Source organism: Streptococcus hongkongensis, from assembly GCF_053206145.1.
This window is the reverse complement of the sequence record NZ_JBRUGD010000002.1, coordinates 186,746-206,921: the sequence shown is the minus strand read 5'-3', so window position 1 is coordinate 206,921 and position 20,176 is coordinate 186,746. Positions and strand designations below refer to the sequence as shown.

Annotated in this window: 22 protein-coding genes and 4 pseudogenes; 21 read left to right on the top strand and 5 right to left on the bottom strand. The window is 36.2% G+C overall.

From position 1 onward, the window contains the following. Nucleotides 1-163 precede the first annotated feature (163 nt). Nucleotides 164-382, bottom strand: a pseudogene (locus ACVRZD_RS02200) (hypothetical protein); the annotation flags it as partial. A gap of 4 nt (nucleotides 383-386) precedes the next feature. Between ACVRZD_RS02200 and ACVRZD_RS02195 the strand changes: the two are divergent. Together ACVRZD_RS02195 and ACVRZD_RS02190 are read left to right on the top strand one after the other, a co-directional pair. Next, nucleotides 387-703, top strand: a pseudogene (locus ACVRZD_RS02195) (transposase); the annotation flags it as partial. A 68-nt stretch (nucleotides 704-771) separates the two neighbouring features. Beyond that, nucleotides 772-1,837 (top strand): annotated as a pseudogene (locus tag ACVRZD_RS02190) (IS3 family transposase). Nucleotides 1,838-2,021: 184 nt separating this feature from the next. Here the strand turns inward: ACVRZD_RS02190 and ACVRZD_RS02185 are convergent. Next, nucleotides 2,022-2,234 (bottom strand): helix-turn-helix domain-containing protein, encoded by a 213-nt coding sequence (locus ACVRZD_RS02185; protein ID WP_037625140.1) that lies wholly within the window; start codon nucleotides 2,232-2,234, stop codon nucleotides 2,022-2,024. A 159-nt stretch (nucleotides 2,235-2,393) separates the two neighbouring features. Here ACVRZD_RS02185 and mutM point away from each other — a divergent pair, with 159 nt between their 5' ends. From mutM to smpB, 9 genes and pseudogenes are all read left to right on the top strand, one after another. Continuing rightward, nucleotides 2,394-3,215 (top strand): DNA-formamidopyrimidine glycosylase, encoded by an 822-nt coding sequence (gene mutM, locus ACVRZD_RS02180; protein ID WP_037625139.1) that lies wholly within the window; start codon nucleotides 2,394-2,396, stop codon nucleotides 3,213-3,215. Continuing rightward, nucleotides 3,212-3,802 carry a dephospho-CoA kinase gene (coaE, locus tag ACVRZD_RS02175; RefSeq protein ID WP_037625137.1) on the top strand — a complete coding sequence of 197 codons (591 nt, stop codon included), beginning with the start codon at nucleotides 3,212-3,214 and terminating at the stop codon, nucleotides 3,800-3,802. Before mutM ends, coaE begins: the two co-directional genes overlap by 4 nt. Nucleotides 3,803-3,809: 7 nt before the next feature. Beyond that, nucleotides 3,810-4,469: a membrane protein YczE gene (gene yczE, locus ACVRZD_RS02170; protein WP_037625134.1), complete on the top strand. Its 660-nt coding sequence runs from the start codon at nucleotides 3,810-3,812 to the stop codon at nucleotides 4,467-4,469. A gap of 106 nt (nucleotides 4,470-4,575) precedes the next feature. Continuing rightward, the gene (locus ACVRZD_RS02165; protein WP_447450221.1) at nucleotides 4,576-6,078 is read left to right on the top strand and encodes a helicase HerA-like domain-containing protein; all 1,503 of its coding nucleotides are present in this window, start codon (nucleotides 4,576-4,578) and stop codon (nucleotides 6,076-6,078) included. 215 nt (nucleotides 6,079-6,293) lie between these two features. Beyond that, nucleotides 6,294-6,730 (top strand): annotated as a pseudogene (locus tag ACVRZD_RS02160) (MFS transporter); the annotation flags it as partial. Then, nucleotides 6,727-6,873, top strand: coding sequence for a 50S ribosomal protein L33 (gene rpmG / locus ACVRZD_RS02155; protein WP_080730837.1), 147 nt, complete (start codon nucleotides 6,727-6,729; stop codon nucleotides 6,871-6,873). The pseudogene ACVRZD_RS02160 and the gene rpmG, both read left to right, overlap by 4 nt. 45 nt (nucleotides 6,874-6,918) lie before the next feature. Continuing rightward, nucleotides 6,919-7,155 (top strand): preprotein translocase subunit SecG, encoded by a 237-nt coding sequence (gene secG / locus ACVRZD_RS02150; RefSeq protein ID WP_003106129.1) that lies wholly within the window; start codon nucleotides 6,919-6,921, stop codon nucleotides 7,153-7,155. 83 nt (nucleotides 7,156-7,238) lie between these two features. Continuing rightward, a complete protein-coding gene (gene rnr / locus ACVRZD_RS02145; RefSeq protein WP_037625132.1) occupies nucleotides 7,239-9,563 on the top strand; it encodes a ribonuclease R in 2,325 nt (774 codons plus the stop codon). Further along, nucleotides 9,563-10,030, top strand: a complete 468-nt coding sequence (gene smpB / locus ACVRZD_RS02140) for an SsrA-binding protein SmpB (RefSeq protein WP_037625130.1) — start codon at nucleotides 9,563-9,565, stop codon at nucleotides 10,028-10,030. The genes rnr and smpB overlap by 1 nt, the downstream gene beginning before the upstream one ends. Before the next feature lie 66 nt (nucleotides 10,031-10,096). Here smpB and ACVRZD_RS02135 read toward each other — a convergent pair whose 3' ends face one another. Further along, complete coding sequence (locus ACVRZD_RS02135) at nucleotides 10,097-11,023, bottom strand: glycosyltransferase family 2 protein (RefSeq protein WP_447450220.1); 927 nt, start codon at nucleotides 11,021-11,023, stop codon at nucleotides 10,097-10,099. Between the two features lie 184 nt (nucleotides 11,024-11,207). Here ACVRZD_RS02135 and ACVRZD_RS02130 point away from each other — a divergent pair, with 184 nt between their 5' ends. From ACVRZD_RS02130 to ACVRZD_RS02120, 3 genes are read left to right on the top strand one after another with little or no spacing between them, the layout of a single operon-like run. Continuing rightward, nucleotides 11,208-11,369 (top strand): hypothetical protein, encoded by a 162-nt coding sequence (locus tag ACVRZD_RS02130; RefSeq protein ID WP_155274933.1) that lies wholly within the window; start codon nucleotides 11,208-11,210, stop codon nucleotides 11,367-11,369. A 5-nt stretch (nucleotides 11,370-11,374) separates the two neighbouring features. After that, on the top strand, nucleotides 11,375-12,205 hold the full coding sequence (locus tag ACVRZD_RS02125) for a PTS transporter subunit EIIC (RefSeq protein WP_052128111.1): 831 nt from the start codon (nucleotides 11,375-11,377) through the stop codon (nucleotides 12,203-12,205). Further along, entirely contained in the window at nucleotides 12,162-12,536 is a 375-nt protein-coding gene (locus tag ACVRZD_RS02120; protein WP_052128110.1) for a PTS transporter subunit EIIC, read from the top strand. Before ACVRZD_RS02125 ends, ACVRZD_RS02120 begins: the two co-directional genes overlap by 44 nt. A gap of 42 nt (nucleotides 12,537-12,578) precedes the next feature. Here ACVRZD_RS02120 and gloA read toward each other — a convergent pair whose 3' ends face one another. Then, a complete protein-coding gene (gloA, locus tag ACVRZD_RS02115; protein WP_037625127.1) occupies nucleotides 12,579-12,956 on the bottom strand; it encodes a lactoylglutathione lyase in 378 nt (125 codons plus the stop codon). 9 nt (nucleotides 12,957-12,965) lie between these two features. Beyond that, on the bottom strand, nucleotides 12,966-13,634 hold the full coding sequence (locus ACVRZD_RS02110) for an NAD(P)H-dependent oxidoreductase (protein ID WP_447450219.1): 669 nt from the start codon (nucleotides 13,632-13,634) through the stop codon (nucleotides 12,966-12,968). A gap of 537 nt (nucleotides 13,635-14,171) precedes the next feature. On the opposite strand from ACVRZD_RS02110, the gene ACVRZD_RS02105 reads away from it, so the two are divergent. The 7 genes from ACVRZD_RS02105 to ACVRZD_RS02075 all read left to right on the top strand — a co-directional run bounded on the left by ACVRZD_RS02105 (nucleotide 14,172) and on the right by ACVRZD_RS02075 (nucleotide 20,173). Continuing rightward, a complete protein-coding gene (locus ACVRZD_RS02105) occupies nucleotides 14,172-15,605 on the top strand; it encodes a 6-phospho-beta-glucosidase (RefSeq protein ID WP_037625125.1) in 1,434 nt (477 codons plus the stop codon). Nucleotides 15,606-15,613: 8 nt separating this feature from the next. Further along, a complete protein-coding gene (locus ACVRZD_RS02100) occupies nucleotides 15,614-16,342 on the top strand; it encodes a sulfite exporter TauE/SafE family protein (RefSeq protein ID WP_037625123.1) in 729 nt (242 codons plus the stop codon). Between the two features lie 135 nt (nucleotides 16,343-16,477). Further along, entirely contained in the window at nucleotides 16,478-16,798 is a 321-nt protein-coding gene (locus ACVRZD_RS02095; protein ID WP_037625121.1) for a hypothetical protein, read from the top strand. A gap of 167 nt (nucleotides 16,799-16,965) precedes the next feature. Continuing rightward, complete coding sequence (locus ACVRZD_RS02090; protein ID WP_037625119.1) at nucleotides 16,966-17,280, top strand: PTS cellobiose transporter subunit IIB; 315 nt, start codon at nucleotides 16,966-16,968, stop codon at nucleotides 17,278-17,280. Between the two features lie 61 nt (nucleotides 17,281-17,341). Then, nucleotides 17,342-19,309: a BglG family transcription antiterminator gene (locus tag ACVRZD_RS02085; RefSeq protein WP_037625117.1), complete on the top strand. Its 1,968-nt coding sequence runs from the start codon at nucleotides 17,342-17,344 to the stop codon at nucleotides 19,307-19,309. A 9-nt stretch (nucleotides 19,310-19,318) separates the two neighbouring features. Beyond that, nucleotides 19,319-19,633: a PTS cellobiose transporter subunit IIA gene (locus ACVRZD_RS02080; RefSeq protein ID WP_037625115.1), complete on the top strand. Its 315-nt coding sequence runs from the start codon at nucleotides 19,319-19,321 to the stop codon at nucleotides 19,631-19,633. Nucleotides 19,634-19,654: 21 nt separating this feature from the next. Beyond that, complete coding sequence (locus ACVRZD_RS02075; protein WP_037625114.1) at nucleotides 19,655-20,173, top strand: hypothetical protein; 519 nt, start codon at nucleotides 19,655-19,657, stop codon at nucleotides 20,171-20,173. The last annotated feature ends 3 nt before the right edge of the window (nucleotides 20,174-20,176 follow it).

The following is a 20,176-nucleotide window of genomic DNA, read 5'->3' as shown; positions in this document are numbered from 1 at the left end:
ACAATTAGCAATAACAAATTTAACAAGAAGAGAATTTATGAGTGATGATATGAATCAGTTTTACAAAAAACTTGCGGTGATCAAAAAAGTACTTAATTTCGGGAGGCCACTGAAAAAGTAGTTTCTTAAAGACTACTAATTTCAAAATAAAAAGAGGAAAGACTCAAAAATTGAGTTTTTCTTCTTTTCTTATCCTTCTTTTTTTGTTTATTAAAGTGATGATCCGCTTCAGATTGACTACAAATATAGTAGTCGCAGTTTGTAACTCCATATTTAAAAGACCTGATACCCTGGCGACATCGAGACTATGTCTTTGTTTTAATTCCGCATTCTTGGCTTCGATCTTATAACGATGCTTAGCCATCATTTTAAAATATGGAGTCTATGGAACTTATTCTCGTCAGTTTGAAACAAAGTACGGTTTAGTAAACTCGATGATTCCAAGAGATCGAAATGGCGAGTTTTCACTGATTTTATTACCATCTTATGCTAGACGTGATGACCACTAGAAGAGATAATTATCAAATTCTATCAGACTGGCGTAACAACGCGCGAAATCAGCGACATTATTGAACGTATGTACGGACATCATTATAGTCCGACAACTGTTTCAAATATCACTAAAGTAACACAAGAGAATGTCACTGTCTTTCATGAACGGTCACTTCAAACTAACTACTCAGTCTTATATCTAGATGGAACCTTGAATAGGTTACACTAAACTAGACAGTCTTATCAAGTGTTCTAAACTAAAGAAAATAAGAAAACATTATGACTAGCAAAGTATGCCTTCAATTTACAGATGACTTTAAACAACAGATTGTTGATCTTCATAAGGTTGGAAAAAAGCGAAGTGAGATTATTAAAGCATACGATTTAACTCCCTCTACTTTTGATAAATAGGTTAGACAAGCAAAAACAACCGAATCATTTAAAACAATTGATAACTTAACAGATGAGCAACGTGAACTGACTGCACTTCGAAAACGCAATAAAGAGTTGGAAATGCAAGTTGATATCCTAAAGCAAGCGGCAGTGATTATAGCACTAAAAGAGAAAGAATCACTACCAACAAAGATAGATATAGTATTCCGACTACTACATATTCCCCGCTCTAGCTACTATTATATTGCTGTTGAACCTGTCTCTGAGATAGCTACAGCTGAAAAAGTTAAAGCTATTTTCTTTGATAACAAGGCTAGATATGTCGCAAGAAAAATTAAACAAGTTCTTGAGACAGAGGGAGTCAAGGTATCTCGTCGTCGGATTAGACGTATTATGAAAAAACTGAATCTTGTTTCACTATACCAAGAAGCATCATTTAAACCTCATTCAAAAGGAAAGAACGAGGTAGGGGTTCCTAACCATTTAGCGAGACAATTTAATGAGCACCAGCTGTTAGAGACTCTCGTGACAGATTTAACCGATGTTCGTGTAGAAAAGCGCTGGGCTTATATATGCTTCATCATCGATCTCTATAATCGTGAAATCATCGGACTCTCTATTGGTTGGTACAAGACAGCCGACTTAGTGAAACAAGCTATTCAAACCATTCCATTCAGATAGGGGAAAGAAATTCGATAATACGTTGATTGATGACTTACTTGATGCTTTTGGCGTTACACGATCACTAAGTCATGCAGGATGTCCTTATGATAATGCGGTATCAGAGAGCACCTATCGATTATTCAAGATTGAGTTTAGTCATCAAGAAGTTTTCTACTCTCTTGAAGAACTAAGCGTCAAAATAGGAGATTATGTCCATTGGTGGAACTATCATCGCATCCCTGGCAATCTCAATTACCAGACTCCAATGGCGATGCGATTAATTACCTAACTAAAAAGCACTTTATAAAATGTGTACAGAAAACTGTTGCCTTTTCATCCTTTACTAGTGGCTTTTAAGTATTCACCACTAGTATACCGTTTTATCCATTTATTAAGAACAAAATGAGACGAAATATCATACTTTAGACAAATATCAGTAAGGAACCTTTTCTATCTAGATAGTCTAAAACAGCTTATTTCTTAACTTCTTTGGAATATTTCTTCCAAGTTAGACTTTTCTTAAGACCATGCTTACCAGCTTTCTCATATTTTGCTTTCCAAGACTTGATTACCGACTCACTTACACCACACTGCTTACTGAGTTGAGAAATGGACTTCTCGTGGGTGAGCAATAATTGAACCACTTCTAATTTCTCTTCTACTGATTTTGGACTTCTTTTGGACATATGAAAACTCCCCTTATAATTTCTAGTGAATTTTTGTTTTTTTCACTGTCTACTATTAAAGGGAGTATATCCCTTTTGACTGGTTTTTTATTATTCGTCTTCCTATTCTGGTTCATGGTATAATAGACTTAATTTAGAATTCATGCTGAAAGGATTATTATGCCGGAATTACCTGAAGTTGAAACAGTTCGTCGTGGTTTAGAAGAGTTGGTACTTGGGAAGGTGATTGACCAAGTCACCGTTAAAGTACCTAATATGGTCAAATATGACTGTCAGGAATTTTGCCTTGCCTTGAAAGGACAAATCATTCAAGCAGTTGCACGCCGTGGGAAATATTTATTATTTGATTTAGGTCAGCTAGTTATGATTTCTCATCTTCGGATGGAAGGTAAATATTTACTGTTTAACGATACTATCCCTGAAAATAAACATTTCCACGTCTTTTTTAATTTTACTGAAGGGTCTACCTTAGTCTATCAAGATGTGCGGAAGTTTGGTACTTTTAATTTAGTAGAGAAGAGTCAATTGGATCGATTCTTCTTAGAGAAAAAGGTTGGCCCAGAACCAACTAAAGCTGATTTTAAGCTTAAGCCTTTTGAAAGAGCTCTGCTATCCTCCCAAAAAATCATTAAACCATGGCTTTTGGATCAAAGTTTGGTTGCAGGTCTTGGAAATATTTATGTGGATGAGGTCTTGTGGGCTGCTAAAGTGCATCCAATGAGGACTAGTGATTGTCTTAAAAAAGCTGAAATAAAAAGAATTCATGATCAAACAATAGCTGTTTTAGCTTTAGGAATTGAAAAGGGTGGCTCGACTGTTCGAACGTATCAGAATACTTTAGGGATGAACGGGTCCATGCAGGATTATCTGATGGTTTATGGACAAAAGGATAAACCGTGTCCAAGATGTGGAACGGCTATTCGGAAAATAAAAGTTGCAGGAAGAGGGACGCATTTTTGTCCAAGGTGTCAAAAATTATGACTAAGATTATTGGTTTAACGGGAGGGATTGCCTCAGGCAAGTCCACTGTTGTCAAGGAAATTAGACAAGCTGGCTATGAGGTTATTGATGCTGATCTGGTAGTTCATGAGTTACAAGGAAAAGGTGGTCGTCTTTATCAAGCCTTGCTAGACTTTTTTGGTCCATCTATTTTGCAAGAAGATGGTGAAATCGACCGGCCCAAATTGTCAAAAATGATTTTTTCTAGCCAGGAAAATAGGGACCATTCGTCTAGGTTGCAGAATCAAATCATTCAAGAGGAATTGCAATTTCGAAAAGAGGAACTTGAAGCCAAGGGGAAGCCCTTTTTTATGGACATTCCTTTACTTATTGAATTGGATATGAGACACTGGTTTAGTGAAATCTGGTTAGTTTATGTTGATTTGGAAACACAAAAACAAAGACTAATGGATCGCAATCACTATAGTGAGCAAGAAGCGCGTGATCGTATTGACTCACAAATGCCTTTGAAAGATAAGTTAAAATATGCTGATCTAGTGATTGATAATAATGGAAACTTGCAAGAACTGACTGATAAGGTTAAGAAATTGGTTAGCAAGTTAGGTTAGGAGAGTCATGTCAAAATCAATTATACCGAGAACGCCTTGGATGGGAAAAAGTTACTGGAGCTTAGAGCCGGTTTCAGTTTCTGTGCTGATTTTAGGTTTGGTCTTATATGGTGTTGGTGAATCTTGTTTAGTCTTAGCTAATCTAGGCTCAGCACCTTGGACAGTCTTGTCACAAGGGGTAAGTCATCTTTCTGGTATCAATATTGGTTGGGTAACTTTCTTAATAAGTTTAACTGTTCTAATTCTTTGGTTCCCACTAAAAATTAAACCAGGTTTTGGAACACTTCTTAATGTTATCATCATTGCGTTTGTCATTGGTCTAATTGTTTCAAATGTGACGCCTCCGACAAGCATGATTATGAGAATCTTTTTAACTATTTTTGGGGTTATTTTGGTGGGAATTGCTTCAGCAATTTATCTGACAAGTCATAAAGGAGCTGGTCCACGTGATGGCTTGCTTGTTGGACTCTGTTTCTTAACAGGCTGGCGAGTGGGATTGGTTCGGACCCTATTAGAAGGTACGGTCTGCTTATTAGGTTGGTTATTTGGTGGGAGTTTAGGCCTCGGAACCTTGCTTTTTGCTTTTGGAGTTGGTTGGGTGATGCAATTTTGCTTGGCATTTTTAGAAAAGCGTTTTGGTCCATTAGAAGATCATAAAAAATGGTAGAATCAAAGGGAGTTGATTATCAAATCAGGTCTCTTTTGTGTTATAATTGGGATAATGAGAGATATTTATATAGCAGTGAAATCAATAGATGGAGAAAGAGGTTCATATGGCCACAGTTACAATTGCTAAAGGGGAGAACCCAGTTGAATTACAACTAAACATGCTCAATAGACATGGACTGATTGCAGGAGCAACTGGTACAGGGAAAACAGTGACCTTAAAAGTGCTAGCAGAACAATTAAGTTTATCAGGTATTCCTGTATTTTTAGCAGATATCAAAGGCGATCTTGTCAACTTGGCTAAACCTGGCCAGGTGACTGAAAAATTGTCAGACCGATTAGACAAATTAAGTATCACAGACTATAGCCCTCAATCATTTCCTGTGCGTCTTTGGGATGTATTTGCTGAGAGTGGGCAAGCTGTTAGGACAACCATTTCTGAAATGGGGCCCTTGATGCTAGCTCGTCTCCTTGATTTAAACGATACTCAGACTGGTGTTTTGAATATTGTTTTTAAAATAGCAGATGAAAATGGCTGGTTGTTAATCGATCTTAAAGACTTACAAGCTGTCTTAAAAGAGGTTGCTGACCATGCAGCTGATTATTCAGGCCAATATGGCAACATTGCTAAACAGTCTATTGGGGCTATTCAAAGAGATCTATTAACGTTAGAGCAAGAAGGTGCAGAACTCTTTTTTGGCGAACCAGCGCTTGATATTGCTGATTTTATGCAATTGGATACGGCAACAGGCCTGGGAGCAATTAATGTCCTTAATGCTACTAAACTCTTTAATTCACCAACCCTGTACACAACTTTCCTTTTATGGATGTTGTCCGAATTGTATGAGTCCTTGCCCGAAGTTGGCGATCTTGAAAAACCGAAAATGGTTTTCTTCTTTGATGAAGCACACTTATTGTTTAATGATGCACCAAAAGTCTTCTTAGATAAAGTTGAGCAAATAGTTCGTCTTATTCGTTCAAAAGGCGTGGGGATTTTCTTCATTACACAAAATCCTCTTGACTTACCAGAATCTATATTGGCTCAGCTAGGGAATCGTGTTCAACATGCCCTTCGTGCTTATACCCCCAGTGAACAAAAGGCAGTTCGCGTAGCAGCGGATACTTTCCGTCAGAACCCAGAACTTGACGTTGCGACAGCTATTACGGAGCTTGAAGTCGGCGAAGCTCTTATTTCCGTCCTTAATGAAAAAGGCCAGCCATCAATCGTTGAGCGTGCCTATGTTATGCCTCCTAAGTCTTCTTTTGACCAAATGGCTCCCGCTGAAATTCAAACTGTCGTTCAATCATCGCCATTTGCCAACAAATATGCGCAAGCTATTGATCGTGAATCAGCTTATGAATTATTAGCTAAAAAAGTAGTAGGTGAGGAAGCTGCAGCAAGAGCTGAGCAAGAAGCAAAAGCAAAAGAAAAAGCAGACAAGGAAGTTGCCAAAGAAGCTGAACGTCTTCAAAGACAAGCTAATCGTTCGGTGGGTAGACCTCGTAAATCGGTTGTTGAGAAGGCAACGGATGCTTTTATTAGTACGGCTGTAAGAACAATTGGTCGCGAATTAGTCCGTGGCTTAATGGGCTCATTACGTAAACGCTAAAACGTTTACTGGAGGATTTCACAAAATCTTTCTGTCATTTATGTTATAATGTAGGATATCGATTTTGGAAAAAAGATGATGACTTATTGATCAACAAGCAATTTCAACTGTTAATTGGCAACAAAACTTAAAAGTAGCTTGGCTTGGTAATTTTTTTACTGGGGCAAGCTTTTCACTTGTCATGCCCTTTATGGCTCTTTATGTTGAGGATTTAGGCTCAATCTGCTGCGCCCATATTGTCCTTATATATCAGACATTTAGGGCAAAAAGAAAACATACTTTTTGTTTCGAGCTTAATTGTCTCCTCGATGGGCTTTTCTAGTTTGATGAGTAGCTCAACTTTGGGGAAGCTTGGTGATTGGATTGGTAATCACAGATTGCTGTTAATGGCTTTGGTGTCGGGGCACTGATGTCAAGTATAAATTCTTTATTGACGAAAATACCCCCTCGAGAAGGTATCTCCTGGATATTTGCCTTCAATCAAATGTTTACAAATCTTGGTCAAGTTATAGGATCTTTTATTGGTTCCAATGTGGCAATTTTTCTTGGCTATTGATCTGTATTTTATGTAACCCGTTTAATTGTCCTAGTTAATTTTCTTTGGAGTTTAATTAATTTTAGGAAGTATCTAAAAGTTAAGGATATTGTGTGAGAGTAAAGATAAATTTAAAATGTAGTGAGTGTGGGAGTAAGAATTATTTAACTAGTAAAAACAAGACCACTCACCCTGATAGGATAAAGGTTCCCAAGTATTGTCCAAAAGAGAGAAAAGTAACCTTGCATGTTGAATCTTAGGGTTATTTGTGTTAGAATGATTTAGACTATAGTGGAGGAAAGAAGATGTACAACTTACTACTTACAGCATTGCTTGTCTTGTCAGTGATTCTTGTGATTGCCATTTTTATGCAACCTCAAAAAAATCCTAGCAGTAATGTATTTGATAACAGTGGTTCAGAAGCTTTGTTTGAACGAACAAAAGCGCGTGGATTTGAAGCATTTATGCAACGTTTTACAGCGGTTCTAGTATTTTTCTGGCTAGCAATTGCACTTGTGCTTGCTGTTTTATCAAGTAAATAAGATGTGAGCTTGACAGAGTTAGTCTAGCTCATTTTTTTATTAAAAATTTGTACAGCTTATTACAGAAATAGAAATTAGGTAAGATGAAAGAATTAATATTAAACTATCTGAAAGAGCATGGAAAATCCAATATCAATGATATTGCTGCTGCTTTAGATATGGCTGGAGCGAAGAAGTTTCCAAGTCTGATCAAAGAAATCTCTAAAATGGAAAGTAAACGTCTTTTACGTTTTTCAAATGATGGATCAATTTCACTTCGCAAGCCAAAAGAAGAAAAAGAAATGATTACTGTTGAAGGAATCTTTAGAGCTAATAAAGCAGGTTTTGGATTCTTGTTTGTTGACGAAAATGAAGAAGACATGTTTATTGGGCGTAATGATGTCGGTTATGCTATTGATGGTGACCGAGTTGCAGTTACCATTAAAAAACCAGCTGATCGAATGAAAGGGACAGCTGCTGAAGCTAAAGTTGTCAAAGTGGTTGAACGTGCCTTAACGACAGTTGTCGGAAAATTTGTTTTGGATGATGATAAACCTAAGTATGCAGGCTATATCAAATCAAAAAATCAAAAAATACAACAACCTATCTATATCAAAAAAGAACCAATTGTTCTTGAAGGAACGGAAATTATCAAAGTTGATATAGAAAAATATCCGATAAGAGGGCATGATTACTTTGTTGGAAACGTCCTTGACATTGTTGGTCACCAAGGAGATGTTGGGATTGATGTTTTAGAAGTTTTGGAATCAATGGCTATTGTTTCAGAGTTTCCAGAAGATGTTTTGGCTGAGGCTGATGCAATTGCTGATGCGCCAAGTGATAAAGATTTAATGGGTCGGGTCGATTTACGTAAAGAAATCACGATTACGATTGATGGGGCGGATGCCAAAGACTTAGATGATGCTATTCACATTAAAAAGCTTGACAATGGGAACTTTGAACTTGGTGTCCATATTGCAGACGTTTCCTACTATGTCACTGAAGGGTCTGCTTTGGACCGTGAAGCTGCTGAACGTGGAACATCTGTTTATGTCACTGACCGAGTGGTTCCAATGTTGCCAGAACGTTTGTCAAATGGCATTTGTTCATTGAACCCAAATGTAGATCGTCTGACACAATCAGCCATCATGGAAATTAATGGGCAAGGTAAGGTAGTTGATTATCAAATTTGTCAGTCCGTTATTAACACGACCTTCCGAATGACTTATAGTCGGGTTAATGATATGATTGCTGGTGATGAAGAAGCATTGGCTGAATTTGCACCTATTGTTGATGCGGTCCAGGATATGGCAGTGCTTCATAAAATCCTTGAAACAATGCGGACAAAACGCGGAGCTCTCAATTTCGATACCTCTGAGGCACGCATTATTGTCAATGATAAAGGTATGCCTGTTGATATTGTGGTCCGCAGTCGCGGCATTGCAGAGCGAATGATTGAATCCTTCATGTTAGCAGCCAATGAGTGTGTAGCTGAGCATTTCTCTAAAGCTAAGCTGCCTTTCATATACCGTGTCCATGAAGAACCAAAATCTGAGAAGTTACAAAAATTCTTGGACTACGCAAGTATTTTTGGGGTTCAAATTAAAGGTACTGCTAATAAAATTTCGCAAGAAGCTCTGCAAGATTTCATGGCCAAAATTGAAGGTCAACCAGGAGCAGAAGTCTTAAATACCATGTTACTTCGCTCCATGCAACAAGCCCGATATTCTGAAACTAATCACGGTCACTATGGTCTTGCAGCTGAGTACTATACTCACTTTACAAGTCCAATTAGACGTTATCCTGACTTATTAGTTCACCGCATGATTCGTGACTATCGTCATGTGACTGAAGAGAAGAAAGAGCATTTTGCACAAGTTATTCCTGAATTGGCCTCATCATCTTCACGTTTAGAACGTCGTGCTATTGATGCAGAACGCTTGGTCGAAGCAATGAAAAAAGCTGAATACATGGAAGAGCATGTTGGTGAAGAATTTGATGCCATTGTTGCTAGTGTGGTTAAATTTGGAATGTTTGTTGAATTACCAAATACTATTGAAGGACTGATTCATGTAACCAGTCTTCCAGAGTTTTACAATTACAATGAACGTAATATGACCTTACAAGGTGAGAAGTCTGGTACAGTCTTTAAAGTAGGACAAGCTATTCATGTTAAATTGGTCAAAGCAGATAAAGAAACAGGCGACATTGACTTTGACTATTTACCAAGTGAATTTGATCTGAAAGAAAAGGTTACTAAGTCTGACAGACCAAATAAAGGGGCTAGGAGAAAGGATGCTAAGAAGGGCGACCGATTCTCCAAAGACAAAAATAATGAACAAAATAAAGAGGGAGCGCCAAAGAAAAAAGGGAGAAAACCTTTCTATAAGGACGCTGCCAAAAAGAATAGTAAGAAAAGGAGTCGTTAATGGCTAAAGGCGAAGGTAATCTACTTGCACAGAATAAAAAAGCTAGGCATGACTATCATATCGTCGAAACCATTGAAGCTGGGATTGTTTTAACTGGTACTGAAATTAAAAGTGTCCGCGCAGCTCGTATCCAATTAAAAGATGGTTTTGCACAGATAAAAAATAATGAAGCTTGGCTAGTCAATGTCCATATTGCACCATTTGAACAAGGTAATATCTGGAATTCTGATCCAGAGCGTACGCGTAAGCTCTTGATGAAAAAACGCGAAATTCAGCATCTTGCTAAAGAACTCAAGGGAACGGGGATGACCTTGGTTCCATTGAAGGTTTATTTGAAAGATGGCTTTGCTAAGGTCTTGATTGGTCTGGCAAAAGGGAAACATGATTTTGATAAACGTGAGTCCTTGAAACGTCGCGAACAAGATCGAGATATCAAACGGGTTATGAAATCTGTGAATTCACGTTAACAAGAGTGGGACAGACACCCACGAGGACAAAGTCCTCATGGGTGGGTGTCTGTCCCACTCTCTTTTTCATTTTTTTTCCTTAACGATATAGATAGGGCGCTTTTTTGTTTCTAGGAAGATTTTTGAAATATATTTACCTATTATTCCCATACAAAAAAGTTGAATACCTCCAATAAATAAAATAATGGATACCGTACTTGCCCAACCAGAAACGGGATCGCCAAAAAGTAATTTTCGAATAATGATGAAAATAATAGCTAATATAGAAATAATAAAGCTGATCGTTCCCGTCCAAGTGGCTAATGTTAATGGTAACTCGGAAAAGTTAATGAAACCATCTAAGGAATAGTTAAATAACTGGAAAAAACTCCAAGAGGTTTTCCCAGCTTGTCTTTCTCGGTTTTCATAACTGATATAGGTAACTCTGTAGCCGACCCATGAAAATATACCTTTTGAAAAACGATTAACTTCACCCAGTTCTAGGATGCTATTAACGACTTGTCTGGTCATCAAGCGAAAATCTCGGACACCATCAACCATTTCTGTATCAGAAACTTTGGCAGCCAACTGATAAAAAAGCTTTGAAAAAAATGATCGGATAGCTGGCTCACCTCGTCTATTTTGCCGTCTCGTGGCAACAACATCATACCCTTCGAGTAGTTTTTTGTACATCATAGGAAGTAATTCAGGAGGGTCTTGCAAGTCTGCATCCATGACGGTTATTAGGTCTCCTTTAGCTTCTTCTAAGCCAGCCAGCAAGCCTGCTTCCTTTCCAAAGTTTCTTGAGAAAGAAAGATAGTGAACATTTGGAAATTGAGTTGTCAATTGTCGTAAAATGGTTAAGGTGTCGTCAACTGACCCATCGTCAATAAAGATATATTCAATTTCTAATTCATTAGACATAGCATGTTCAATTTGAGAGATCTCTGCAAAGAAGCGAGAGATACTTTCTTGCTCATTATAACAAGGAACAATAATAGATAATAAGGTCATAAGCTCACTTTCTCATTCTAGTAGGTCTTTGCACAGATTGTAACATAAATTAGTATAGATTAACACTTAAAGACTGTTAACAGTCTATCGGAGTCGTTAGAATCGAGCATCTTTTATAAATGTAATAATCTAAAAATCTGTTTTATTTTTCACATATTTATCTTGAAGGAGGCTTTTTGACAAAATGTCACAAAAATATGAAAAATTAGCACAAGAAATTATTACTCACTTAGGTGGTGAGGAAAAATTTTTTGAAGTTAATAATGAGATAGTATCTCTTGTCACACAAGGAGGGCAAACTCAAGTTGTGATAGGTAATCATGTGGAGAAGTTTACAATGCTATAGAGCATGTGTTAGGAGAGAATAAGTCTGACCTTATTGAAAAAGAAAACACCTCTCATTCGAATAATCTAATAGACTTTATTACTGGCATTTTTCAACCAATAATTGCTATTTTAGCAGGAGCAGGGTTATTAAAAGGATTTGCTGCTTTATGCTTAGTTTTTGGGCTAAAAAATACAAGTGGATTCTATCAAATTTTACAAGCTAGCGGTGATGGCATTTTCCAATTTCTTCCTACGACTTTAGCCATTACAAGTGCTAGAAAATTTAAGTCAAATGAGTTTGTTGCGCTAGTAATCGCAGCCGCAATGCTTTACCCTAAGTTAGTTGCTCCGGAAACAGTCAAACCTTTAATGATACTCTTTAAAGGAAGTATTATCGAGTCAAAAGTTTATATGACCTATTTAGGCGTACCAGTTATTTTGCAATCTTACTATTCCACCATCGTTCCAGTCATTGTTGCTGTTTGGTTTGGGTCTAAGGTTGAAAAGTCATTGACTAGAATCTTACCGGATGTTGTTAAACTTGCACTTGTGCCTGCCTTAACTTTGTTTATTACAGTCCCAGTGACGCTATTAGTAATTGGTCCCCTATCAACTTGGGCTGCTGATGGTTTAGCAGGATTGGTATCAGCGATTATTAATATTAACTCAGTTTTAGCCTATGCAATTATTGATGGATTTTGGCAAATAATGGTCATGTTTAGCTTGCATTGGGGATTAATTCCGATTATGTATCAAAATTACGCTAGTAAAGGGTTTGATACAGTATTGATGGTAGCTTTAGGAGCCTCATTTGCACAAAATAGGTGTTCTTTTAGCAGTTATTCTTCGAACTAAAAATCAAGAAATTAAAAGGATTGGATGGCCAGCATTTATTTCTGGTATTTTTGGTGTAACGGAACCAGCTATCTATGGAATTACACTACCAATGAAGACCCCTTTTATTATTAGTTGTATTGCGGCAGCAATTTCAGGAGCTTTGGGTGGCTTATTAAAACTGGTGTCCTATATGCCTGGCGGTTTTGGGATATTCAAATTTCCAACTTTCTTTGATCCAAGAGGGGTAAATACGGCTAATTTTTGGAATGGTTTACTGGTTAGTTTAGTTGCTTTTGGACTAGGATTTTTGATGATGTTTTTTGTTAATCTTCCAGATAAAAAAGAATAGTATAAAAAAACTTGATACATTTTAGTATCAAGCTTTTTGTGTTTATTTATTAAGATCAATAACCTCAATTTTGTAGCCATCAGGATCTTGTACGAAGTAGTAGCGCGCAGATTCTTTTGATAGGCCTTTGATATCTGTTACAGGAAAGCCAGCTGTAACATGTTTTTCATATTCCTTATCAAAGTCATCTGAGCCAATTGCAATATGGCCATAGCCATTACCTAAATCATATGCAGAGTGGTTATAGTTATATGTTAACTCTAACTCATAAGTTTCACCTTCTAAAGCTAAATAGACTAAAGTGAATTGCTTATCTGGAAAGTCACGGCGCCTAGTTTCTTTAAAAGGAAAGGCACTAGTATAGAACTCGACTGACTTCTCTAAATCTTTTACACGGATACAGGTATGTAATGCTTTCATGATAGCCTCCTATTTATAAAAAGAAATAACTTCTTTACGATTTTTGCGATTTTGTGGGTGTTTGGGGTCTCTCAGACGATAGCCTAAAGACATCATACTTGCAATTCCTTCTTTTTCAGAATCAATCACACCATGTTTTTCTAGAATAGTATTCACTTTACGGTAATCAAATCCTTCGATAGGACAGGAGTCAATACCAATTAGGGCGGCAGTTGACATCATGTTGCCTAGGGCAATATAGGTTTGTTTAGCTGTCCAATCAAAGAGGGCACGAGGATTGTCTGCCATTTCCATATTGTTTCTTTGAAAAGATTCATAAAGGTTAATACGGCTTGTCAGTCCCTCATCGTCCGTAATTCCTCGACGGATTAAACTATCTCTCATTGAAGGACTATCATAACGAGCATTTTTTTCAGCTATTAACAGGATAAAATGACTAGCTGTTTCTAATTGATATTGCGCTCCCCATGCGACTTCTTTTAGCTTGGCTTTGATTTCTTCGTTCTCCAAGACGACAAAACGCCATCCCTCTAAGCCAACTGATGAAGGGCTTCGCCATGCTGCATCTAAAATAAGATTAAGGTCTTCATCAGTAATTTTTGTATTATTATACACGCGGACAGCTGTTCTAAAATCAAAAGCTGCCCGTAATTTTTGCTTCATTTCGTCGTTAGACATAAGAACCTCCTAAGAATTTCTAAAATTATCATAGCATAATGCAAATGAGAAAACAATTTCTGGACATGGTAGATTGGGGAAAGTACTAGCCGTTTTCTAAGGTAGAGGAAATGTAAACTAATACTAATAAGAAGATGAGAAGTTGCAGATATGAATAATTTCTGGTCAGTGACTTATCTGCTAGGTGAACAGCCTGAACCTTTGCACTATGATCATGGCTTTGGAACTTTCAAACATAGACAGGCTTCAGGAACAGCTGTGACATATTTTATACATAAGTTGTCCTTATCGAAAAAGTTTCTGACATATTACCTCTGACAAGCTGTTTTAATAATAGGATAAGAACTTTAATACCTGTAGCAACTTTTTCAGGAATAAAAATATTTAATTTACTAGAGAAAGAAATGGGGTTGATGACTACTGTGAATAAATCAAGAAGTGTTAACTGTTTTCCTTTTACATAAGGAAATTTTTCAAATTTTAATTAATGTAACCGTTTGCTAAAATGGGAGTATGAAATAATAGGAGGATTTGAACATGTCGAAATTACCAGATAGCTTTTTATGGGGTGGCGCAGTTGCTGCTCACCAACTCGAAGGAGGATGGCAAGAAGGTGGTAAAGGATCAAGTGTAGCAGATGTGATGACATCTGGCAGTCATGGTGTCCCTCGTGAAATTACAGCCGGCGTTTTAGAAGGCAAGTATTATCCAAATCATGAAGCTATTGATTTTTATCATCGTTACAAAGATGATATTAAACTCTTTGCTGAAATGGGCTTTAAATGTTTCCGGACATCGATTGCTTGGACACGTATTTTTCCTAAAGGGGATGAGTTGGAGCCAAATGAAGAAGGACTTCAATTCTATGATGACTTATTTGATGAATGTTTGAAATATGGCATTGAACCTGTTATTACACTTTCTCATTTTGAGTTACCTTATCATTTAGTAACTGAGTATGGTGGTTTTACAAACCGTAAAGTGATTGATTTCTTTGTCCGTTTTGCAGAAACTGTCTTTACTCGTTACAAAGACAAAGTAAAATATTGGATGACCTTCAATGAAATCAATAACCAAGCCAACTATATGGAGGATTTTGCACCATTTACAAACTCAGGTATTGTTTATAAAGAAGGTGACGACCGTGAAGCAATCATGTATCAAGCGGCGCATTATGAGCTCGTTGCTGCTGCGCGTGCGACAAAAATTGGTCACCAGATTAATCCTGATTTTGAAATTGGCTGTATGATTGCTATGTGTCCTATTTATCCAGCAACCTGCAAACCAGCAGATATTTTAATGGCCCAAAAAGCCATGCAAAAACGTTATTACTTTACAGATGTCCATGTCCATGGTTACTACCCACAACATATTTTGAACTATTGGAAACGTAAAGGGATTACTGTTGACTTTACTGAAGAAGATAAAAAGGATTTGATGGAAGGAACTGTTGACTATATTGGTTTCTCTTATTACATGTCCTTTGCCATTGATTCTCATCGTCCAAACAACCCATATTATGACTACTTAGAAACAGAAGACCTTGTCAAAAACAATTACGTTGCTGCCTCTGATTGGGACTGGCAAATTGACCCAGAAGGACTTCGTTATTCCTTGAATTGGTTCACAGATATGTATCACCTTCCTTTGTTTATTGTTGAGAATGGCTTTGGCGCAATAGACAAATTAGCAGCTGATGGCATGGTTCACGATGATTACAGAATCGACTACTTAGGTGCCCATATTAAAGAAATGATTAAAGCTGTTGATGAAGATGGCGTTGATTTAATAGGCTACACACCTTGGGGATGTATTGACTTAGTGTCAGCTGGAACAGGTGAAATGCGTAAACGCTACGGCTTTATCTATGTCGATAAAGATGATCAAGGTAATGGAACTTATGAACGCTCACCTAAATTATCATTTAATTGGTACAAAGAAGTGATTGCAAGTAACGGCGAAAACTTATAGGTTGCTTAATGATATTATTCCTTACAATTATCATGGCAGCTTTATTAGCTGGCTTTATTCAGGGAGTGACTGGTTTTGGAGCTGGCATTGTATTAATGAGTGTTTTGCCCTATTTGCTTCTTTTACCCAAAGCTGCAGCACTTACCAATGCGGTAGCTGTTTCACTGACAATCATAATGGTTTACCATTATCGAAAATACATTCGGTTTAAATTAATAGTTTGGCCAACGCTTTTCTATATTGTTGGTAGTTCCTTAGCTATTCACCTGTCAAAAAGCCTAGATATTAATTTTTTGAAAATTATCTTCGCTATATTTTTAATTGCCTTGGTCTTCTATTTTTCGACATTTTCACAAAAAATAACTATCTCAGCTAATTTTTTGAGTATGTTTCTTTGTGGCTTTGTATCAGGTATCTGTGATGGTCTCTTTGCCATTGGTGGTCCTCTAATGGTCTTATTCTTCTTAGCTGTTACTGAGAATCAAAGAGACTATCTAGCCAATTTACAAGTTGTTTTTTTAATCTCAGGCAGTTATAATCTGATTTTTAGAGCAGCACAAGGGATACTCACACTCGATTTATTACTACTATCATTAGTAGGAATAGCAGCCATTATAATTGGTTTATTAATTGCTAATCGTATTGTTGACCGTTTAGATGCAAAAATGTTACAACAGATGACCTATTTATTGATAGCAGTCTCAGGGGCTATCACTCTAATCACAACTTTGTTTTAGGTGATCATCTATTCTATTAAAGCTTGAAATTCATCTAGTTTGCAGTTCTAGATGGATTTTTTATCAAAATATTGACAACGTTTTCAAAAGGAGTTATAATTTTTTTGAAAATTAATAGTAATAAGGAGACAAATCATGTTAGAGGTATTATTAATTATTACTTCATTAATACTGTTTGCTTTACTGATTATTAGTATCATTAGAAATCAATTGCTGGCTAGTAGACGAATCGGCCACCATTACTTAGTGCGTTTTGATCAAGTGTCTAAACCAATTGATTTATGGACAAATCGCAATGTTTTGGAAAACGTTAAAATCATTAGTGATCATAAGGAGCAGGGACTTTATTCCGTTCAGTCCCCATTAAGTGATACCAAATTAAAAGAAATCCTTATGTCAGAATATCATCTCACCCTATCACAAGTGATGGTTTCATCACTCCAATTATCACCATAAGCTAAAAATGTTAACAGTAATCAGTTGATTATTGTTTTTTTATTTGACCAATTAGTCAACGTGAATGATTTCCGTAGTAATACGGAAATAGTAGCGATTGTAAATGTAAACGCATACATATATAATGAAGATACAAAATAAAAAAAAAAAAACAGGAGGCAGTCAAAATGACTAAAGCATTAATAATCTGTGCTGGGGGGATGTCATCATCTCTCATTGCTAAAAAAACACAAACCTTACTAGCTCAGCAAGGAGTTGATGTTGAAATGAATGCAGTTGGTGTTCCTGAAGGCGGAAAACTTATTGCATCATCTGCTTATGATTTATATCTAGTAAGTCCTCAAACAAAAATGCATTTCAAACAATTTGCTGATGCTGCTGCCAAGGTCAATAAACCAGTTGTTCAAATTCCACCACAAGCATACATTCCAATTCCAATGGGGATTGAAAAAATGGCAGCTCTTGTTAAAGAAAATATCTAAATTTTAATATTCTGAAATTTTAGTATAATAAGGATGATATCTTTTCTAAAGGAGACAAGACATGTTAGGTCAAAAAGAAAAACTTATCTTACACTACTTATACCAAAATCGAGGAAGATATGTTACTAGTAAAGAATTGTCAGAATATCTAAAGTGTTCCGACAGAACAGTTAGAACATATATCAAATCTTTATTAAGCTTTATTAACGAAGGGGACCATATTAGGATAAATTCTAAGCAAGGCTATGGTTATCAGTTAGACCTAACTGAAGAATCCGCTTATGCTAATTTAATCTCTGATAATAATATACAGGTGGGGACAGAAAATATTGATATCTCTGACCGTCACAATTTTATCATCAATAAATTAATTTTTGAACAGGAAGATGTATTCTTTGATGATTTGATGGATCAATTATATGTCAGTCGGTCAACGCTATCTTCAGATTTTAAAAAAATAAGAAATGAACTCGCGCACTATCAATTGACAATAGAAAGTCGAGCTAATAAAGGTGTCTATGTTAGTGGCGCTGAACATGATAAGCGCCACTTTATTATGGACTATTTTTATAGTGGTCATTTCTTAAAAAATATTCATCAATATATTGGAGATGATTTCTTTAAGCTTCCAATTAGTTTTGAAGAACTAACTATTATTGTGTTAGATGAATGTAGAAGTCAGTATTTAAAATTATCTGATTTTGTAATACAGAACTTAATTGTCCATATTGCTTTAGCTATTTCTCGTGTCAAAGATGGGTTTGAAATTTCTGAATTACATATTGATAATGACAAGTTCAGGAAAGAAATTGGAGTTGCAAGACAAATCTTGAAACGCGTGCAGCGGGTAACAAATACGATATTTCCTGATGAAGAAATCAACTATATTGCCCTTCATCTGATTTCAGAAAGCAGTCATTCGGCTAAAGTAGATGATCTAGAAGTGATTAGTATGCGTCAAGATTTGGTCGAAGCTGCAAATGCTATTGATTTGCATTATGGGTATCAATTCAGTCAAGATTTTACTTTTCTAGAAGGACTATTGAAACACTTAGAAGTCTTATTAGAAAGAGTGAGAAATGGTGTTCGCCTAGATAATCCTTTATTGGATGATATTCAAGCACAGTACAAAGAAGCCTTTCTCGTCTCAAGAAGTTTAATGAGTCATCTAAGATATTTCAAAGACTTTAGCTTGTCTGATGATGAGATCGCATATGTTTCCTTACATATCTTAGCAGGGATTGAACGGTTTTATCAAAGTCATAAACTAAATGCCTTGGTTATTTGTGCTACTGGATATGGCAGTGCTCAGATGCTACGAATGCGCTTAGAAAATGAATTATCTCGTCAACTCAATATTGTTAATCTAGTTGGCTATTATGATATTACAGATGACAAACTAGAGGGAATTGATGTCATTATTTCAACAATTGATTTATCTAATTTAGTCTTTTCTATTCCCGTATTTACAGTTAGCGTTTTTTTAAACGACGAAGAGGTTAAACAATTAAAGACTCAATTGATCAGAGTTGAAAGTAAGCGATTCGGTCATGATACTCGAACGAATCAATTGCAACTTAATGACATCATTGATCACCATTTTTCAAACGAAGCATTTATGGTTTTAAAGGACTGTGATAAGCAAACAGTAATTGACAAGTTAGTTAATGCTTTAGATCAACAAGATATTGACAATTATCAAATCTCAATGAAAGAGTTAATTGCTAGCAGAGAATCTATGAGTACTGTTATCTTTGATCAGGATATAGCTGTTCCGCACCCTTTAAAGTCTTTAGACAAAAAAGCAAAAATTGGGATTGCGATTATTCCTGATGGCATTTATTGGGAAGAAGGGTTTGAACATATCACATTTGTTTTCCTTGTCTCACCATCTATTTATAAGAATGATGGATTAGCAGAAATGACCAAATTAATTGTCAATTTGACGGAAAAGCCACTTATCAAAGAGAAATTGCTCAGCTGTAAAGATTTTGATAGCTTTAAAAAAATATTATTAACATTGAAATAGGAGATATATATGACAAACGAGGAAGTACAAATGGCTGCATTTGAAATTATTCTAAACAGTGGTAATTCAAGAACGATTGTTCATGAAGCCTTTGCCGCTATGCGTGAGGGCGAATTTGATAGAGCATCAGAGTTACTAGAATCAGCAAATGAGGAATTATTATTAGCACACAAAGCTCAAACACACCTACTGCAAGAATACGCAGGCGGAACTGAAATTACAATGGAAATAATAATGGTTCATGCACAAGACCATTTGATGACAACGATGACACTTCGTGAGGTCGCTATTGAAATGCTGGAATTGTATAAACGTATTAAGTGAATCTAATAAAGGAGTAGAGAGATGACAAGGAACGATAAGAAAAGAGTAGAGTCTTTTCGACAGAAAAATGCAATAAAAACAATGTATTATACCAGATACTTTTTAGTTCGCTATGTTGTGACATTCTTCTTTTTTATCAATCTTTACTGGGCAGTGTCATTATACTTATTACATACATTAGCATCAATTATTTTACCAATACTATTAGGACTTTTTGCTGGAGTAGCGATGTGGGAACAATATCAAATGTTCACTACAGAGCAACCTAAAGCAAAGTATAGTAAGGCTTTTTTTAAAACAATAATTGCGGTAAATGGTTGTTTAGGCCTGCTAACTTTAGCTGGGCAATCGCGTGTTTTATTTCCCTTCTTTAACGAGACATTTTCAACAAGACTCTTTATTGTAGGGATATTAATTATTGGGGCATTACTATCTTTCTGGATGTTAGTTAAAATTAGCCGTATCGATGCCAATAAAGATAGACAATATGTCAGAATTAATCGTTATTTAGCATCACTAAACCTTAGCAAACATTATTAATGT

Bases quoted from the DNA above. Each gene is read 5' to 3' on its own strand.
- ACVRZD_RS02185 (WP_037625140.1), bottom strand. From the start codon at position 2,234: ATGTCCAAAAGAAGTCCAAAATCAGTAGAAGAGAAATTAGAAGTGGTT.
- mutM (WP_037625139.1), top strand. From the start codon at position 2,394: ATGCCGGAATTACCTGAAGTTGAAACAGTTCGTCGTGGTTTAGAAGAG.
- coaE (WP_037625137.1), top strand. From the start codon at position 3,212: ATGACTAAGATTATTGGTTTAACGGGAGGGATTGCCTCAGGCAAGTCC.
- yczE (WP_037625134.1), top strand. From the start codon at position 3,810: ATGTCAAAATCAATTATACCGAGAACGCCTTGGATGGGAAAAAGTTAC.
- ACVRZD_RS02165 (WP_447450221.1), top strand. From the start codon at position 4,576: ATGGCCACAGTTACAATTGCTAAAGGGGAGAACCCAGTTGAATTACAA.
- secG (WP_003106129.1), top strand. From the start codon at position 6,919: ATGTACAACTTACTACTTACAGCATTGCTTGTCTTGTCAGTGATTCTT.
- rnr (WP_037625132.1), top strand. From the start codon at position 7,239: ATGAAAGAATTAATATTAAACTATCTGAAAGAGCATGGAAAATCCAAT.
- smpB (WP_037625130.1), top strand. From the start codon at position 9,563: ATGGCTAAAGGCGAAGGTAATCTACTTGCACAGAATAAAAAAGCTAGG.
- ACVRZD_RS02135 (WP_447450220.1), bottom strand. From the start codon at position 11,023: ATGACCTTATTATCTATTATTGTTCCTTGTTATAATGAGCAAGAAAGT.
- ACVRZD_RS02130 (WP_155274933.1), top strand. From the start codon at position 11,208: ATGTCACAAAAATATGAAAAATTAGCACAAGAAATTATTACTCACTTA.
- gloA (WP_037625127.1), bottom strand. From the start codon at position 12,956: ATGAAAGCATTACATACCTGTATCCGTGTAAAAGATTTAGAGAAGTCA.
- ACVRZD_RS02110 (WP_447450219.1), bottom strand. From the start codon at position 13,634: ATGTCTAACGACGAAATGAAGCAAAAATTACGGGCAGCTTTTGATTTT.
- ACVRZD_RS02105 (WP_037625125.1), top strand. From the start codon at position 14,172: ATGTCGAAATTACCAGATAGCTTTTTATGGGGTGGCGCAGTTGCTGCT.
- ACVRZD_RS02100 (WP_037625123.1), top strand. From the start codon at position 15,614: ATGATATTATTCCTTACAATTATCATGGCAGCTTTATTAGCTGGCTTT.
- ACVRZD_RS02095 (WP_037625121.1), top strand. From the start codon at position 16,478: ATGTTAGAGGTATTATTAATTATTACTTCATTAATACTGTTTGCTTTA.
- ACVRZD_RS02090 (WP_037625119.1), top strand. From the start codon at position 16,966: ATGACTAAAGCATTAATAATCTGTGCTGGGGGGATGTCATCATCTCTC.
- ACVRZD_RS02085 (WP_037625117.1), top strand. From the start codon at position 17,342: ATGTTAGGTCAAAAAGAAAAACTTATCTTACACTACTTATACCAAAAT.
- ACVRZD_RS02080 (WP_037625115.1), top strand. From the start codon at position 19,319: ATGACAAACGAGGAAGTACAAATGGCTGCATTTGAAATTATTCTAAAC.
- ACVRZD_RS02075 (WP_037625114.1), top strand. From the start codon at position 19,655: ATGACAAGGAACGATAAGAAAAGAGTAGAGTCTTTTCGACAGAAAAAT.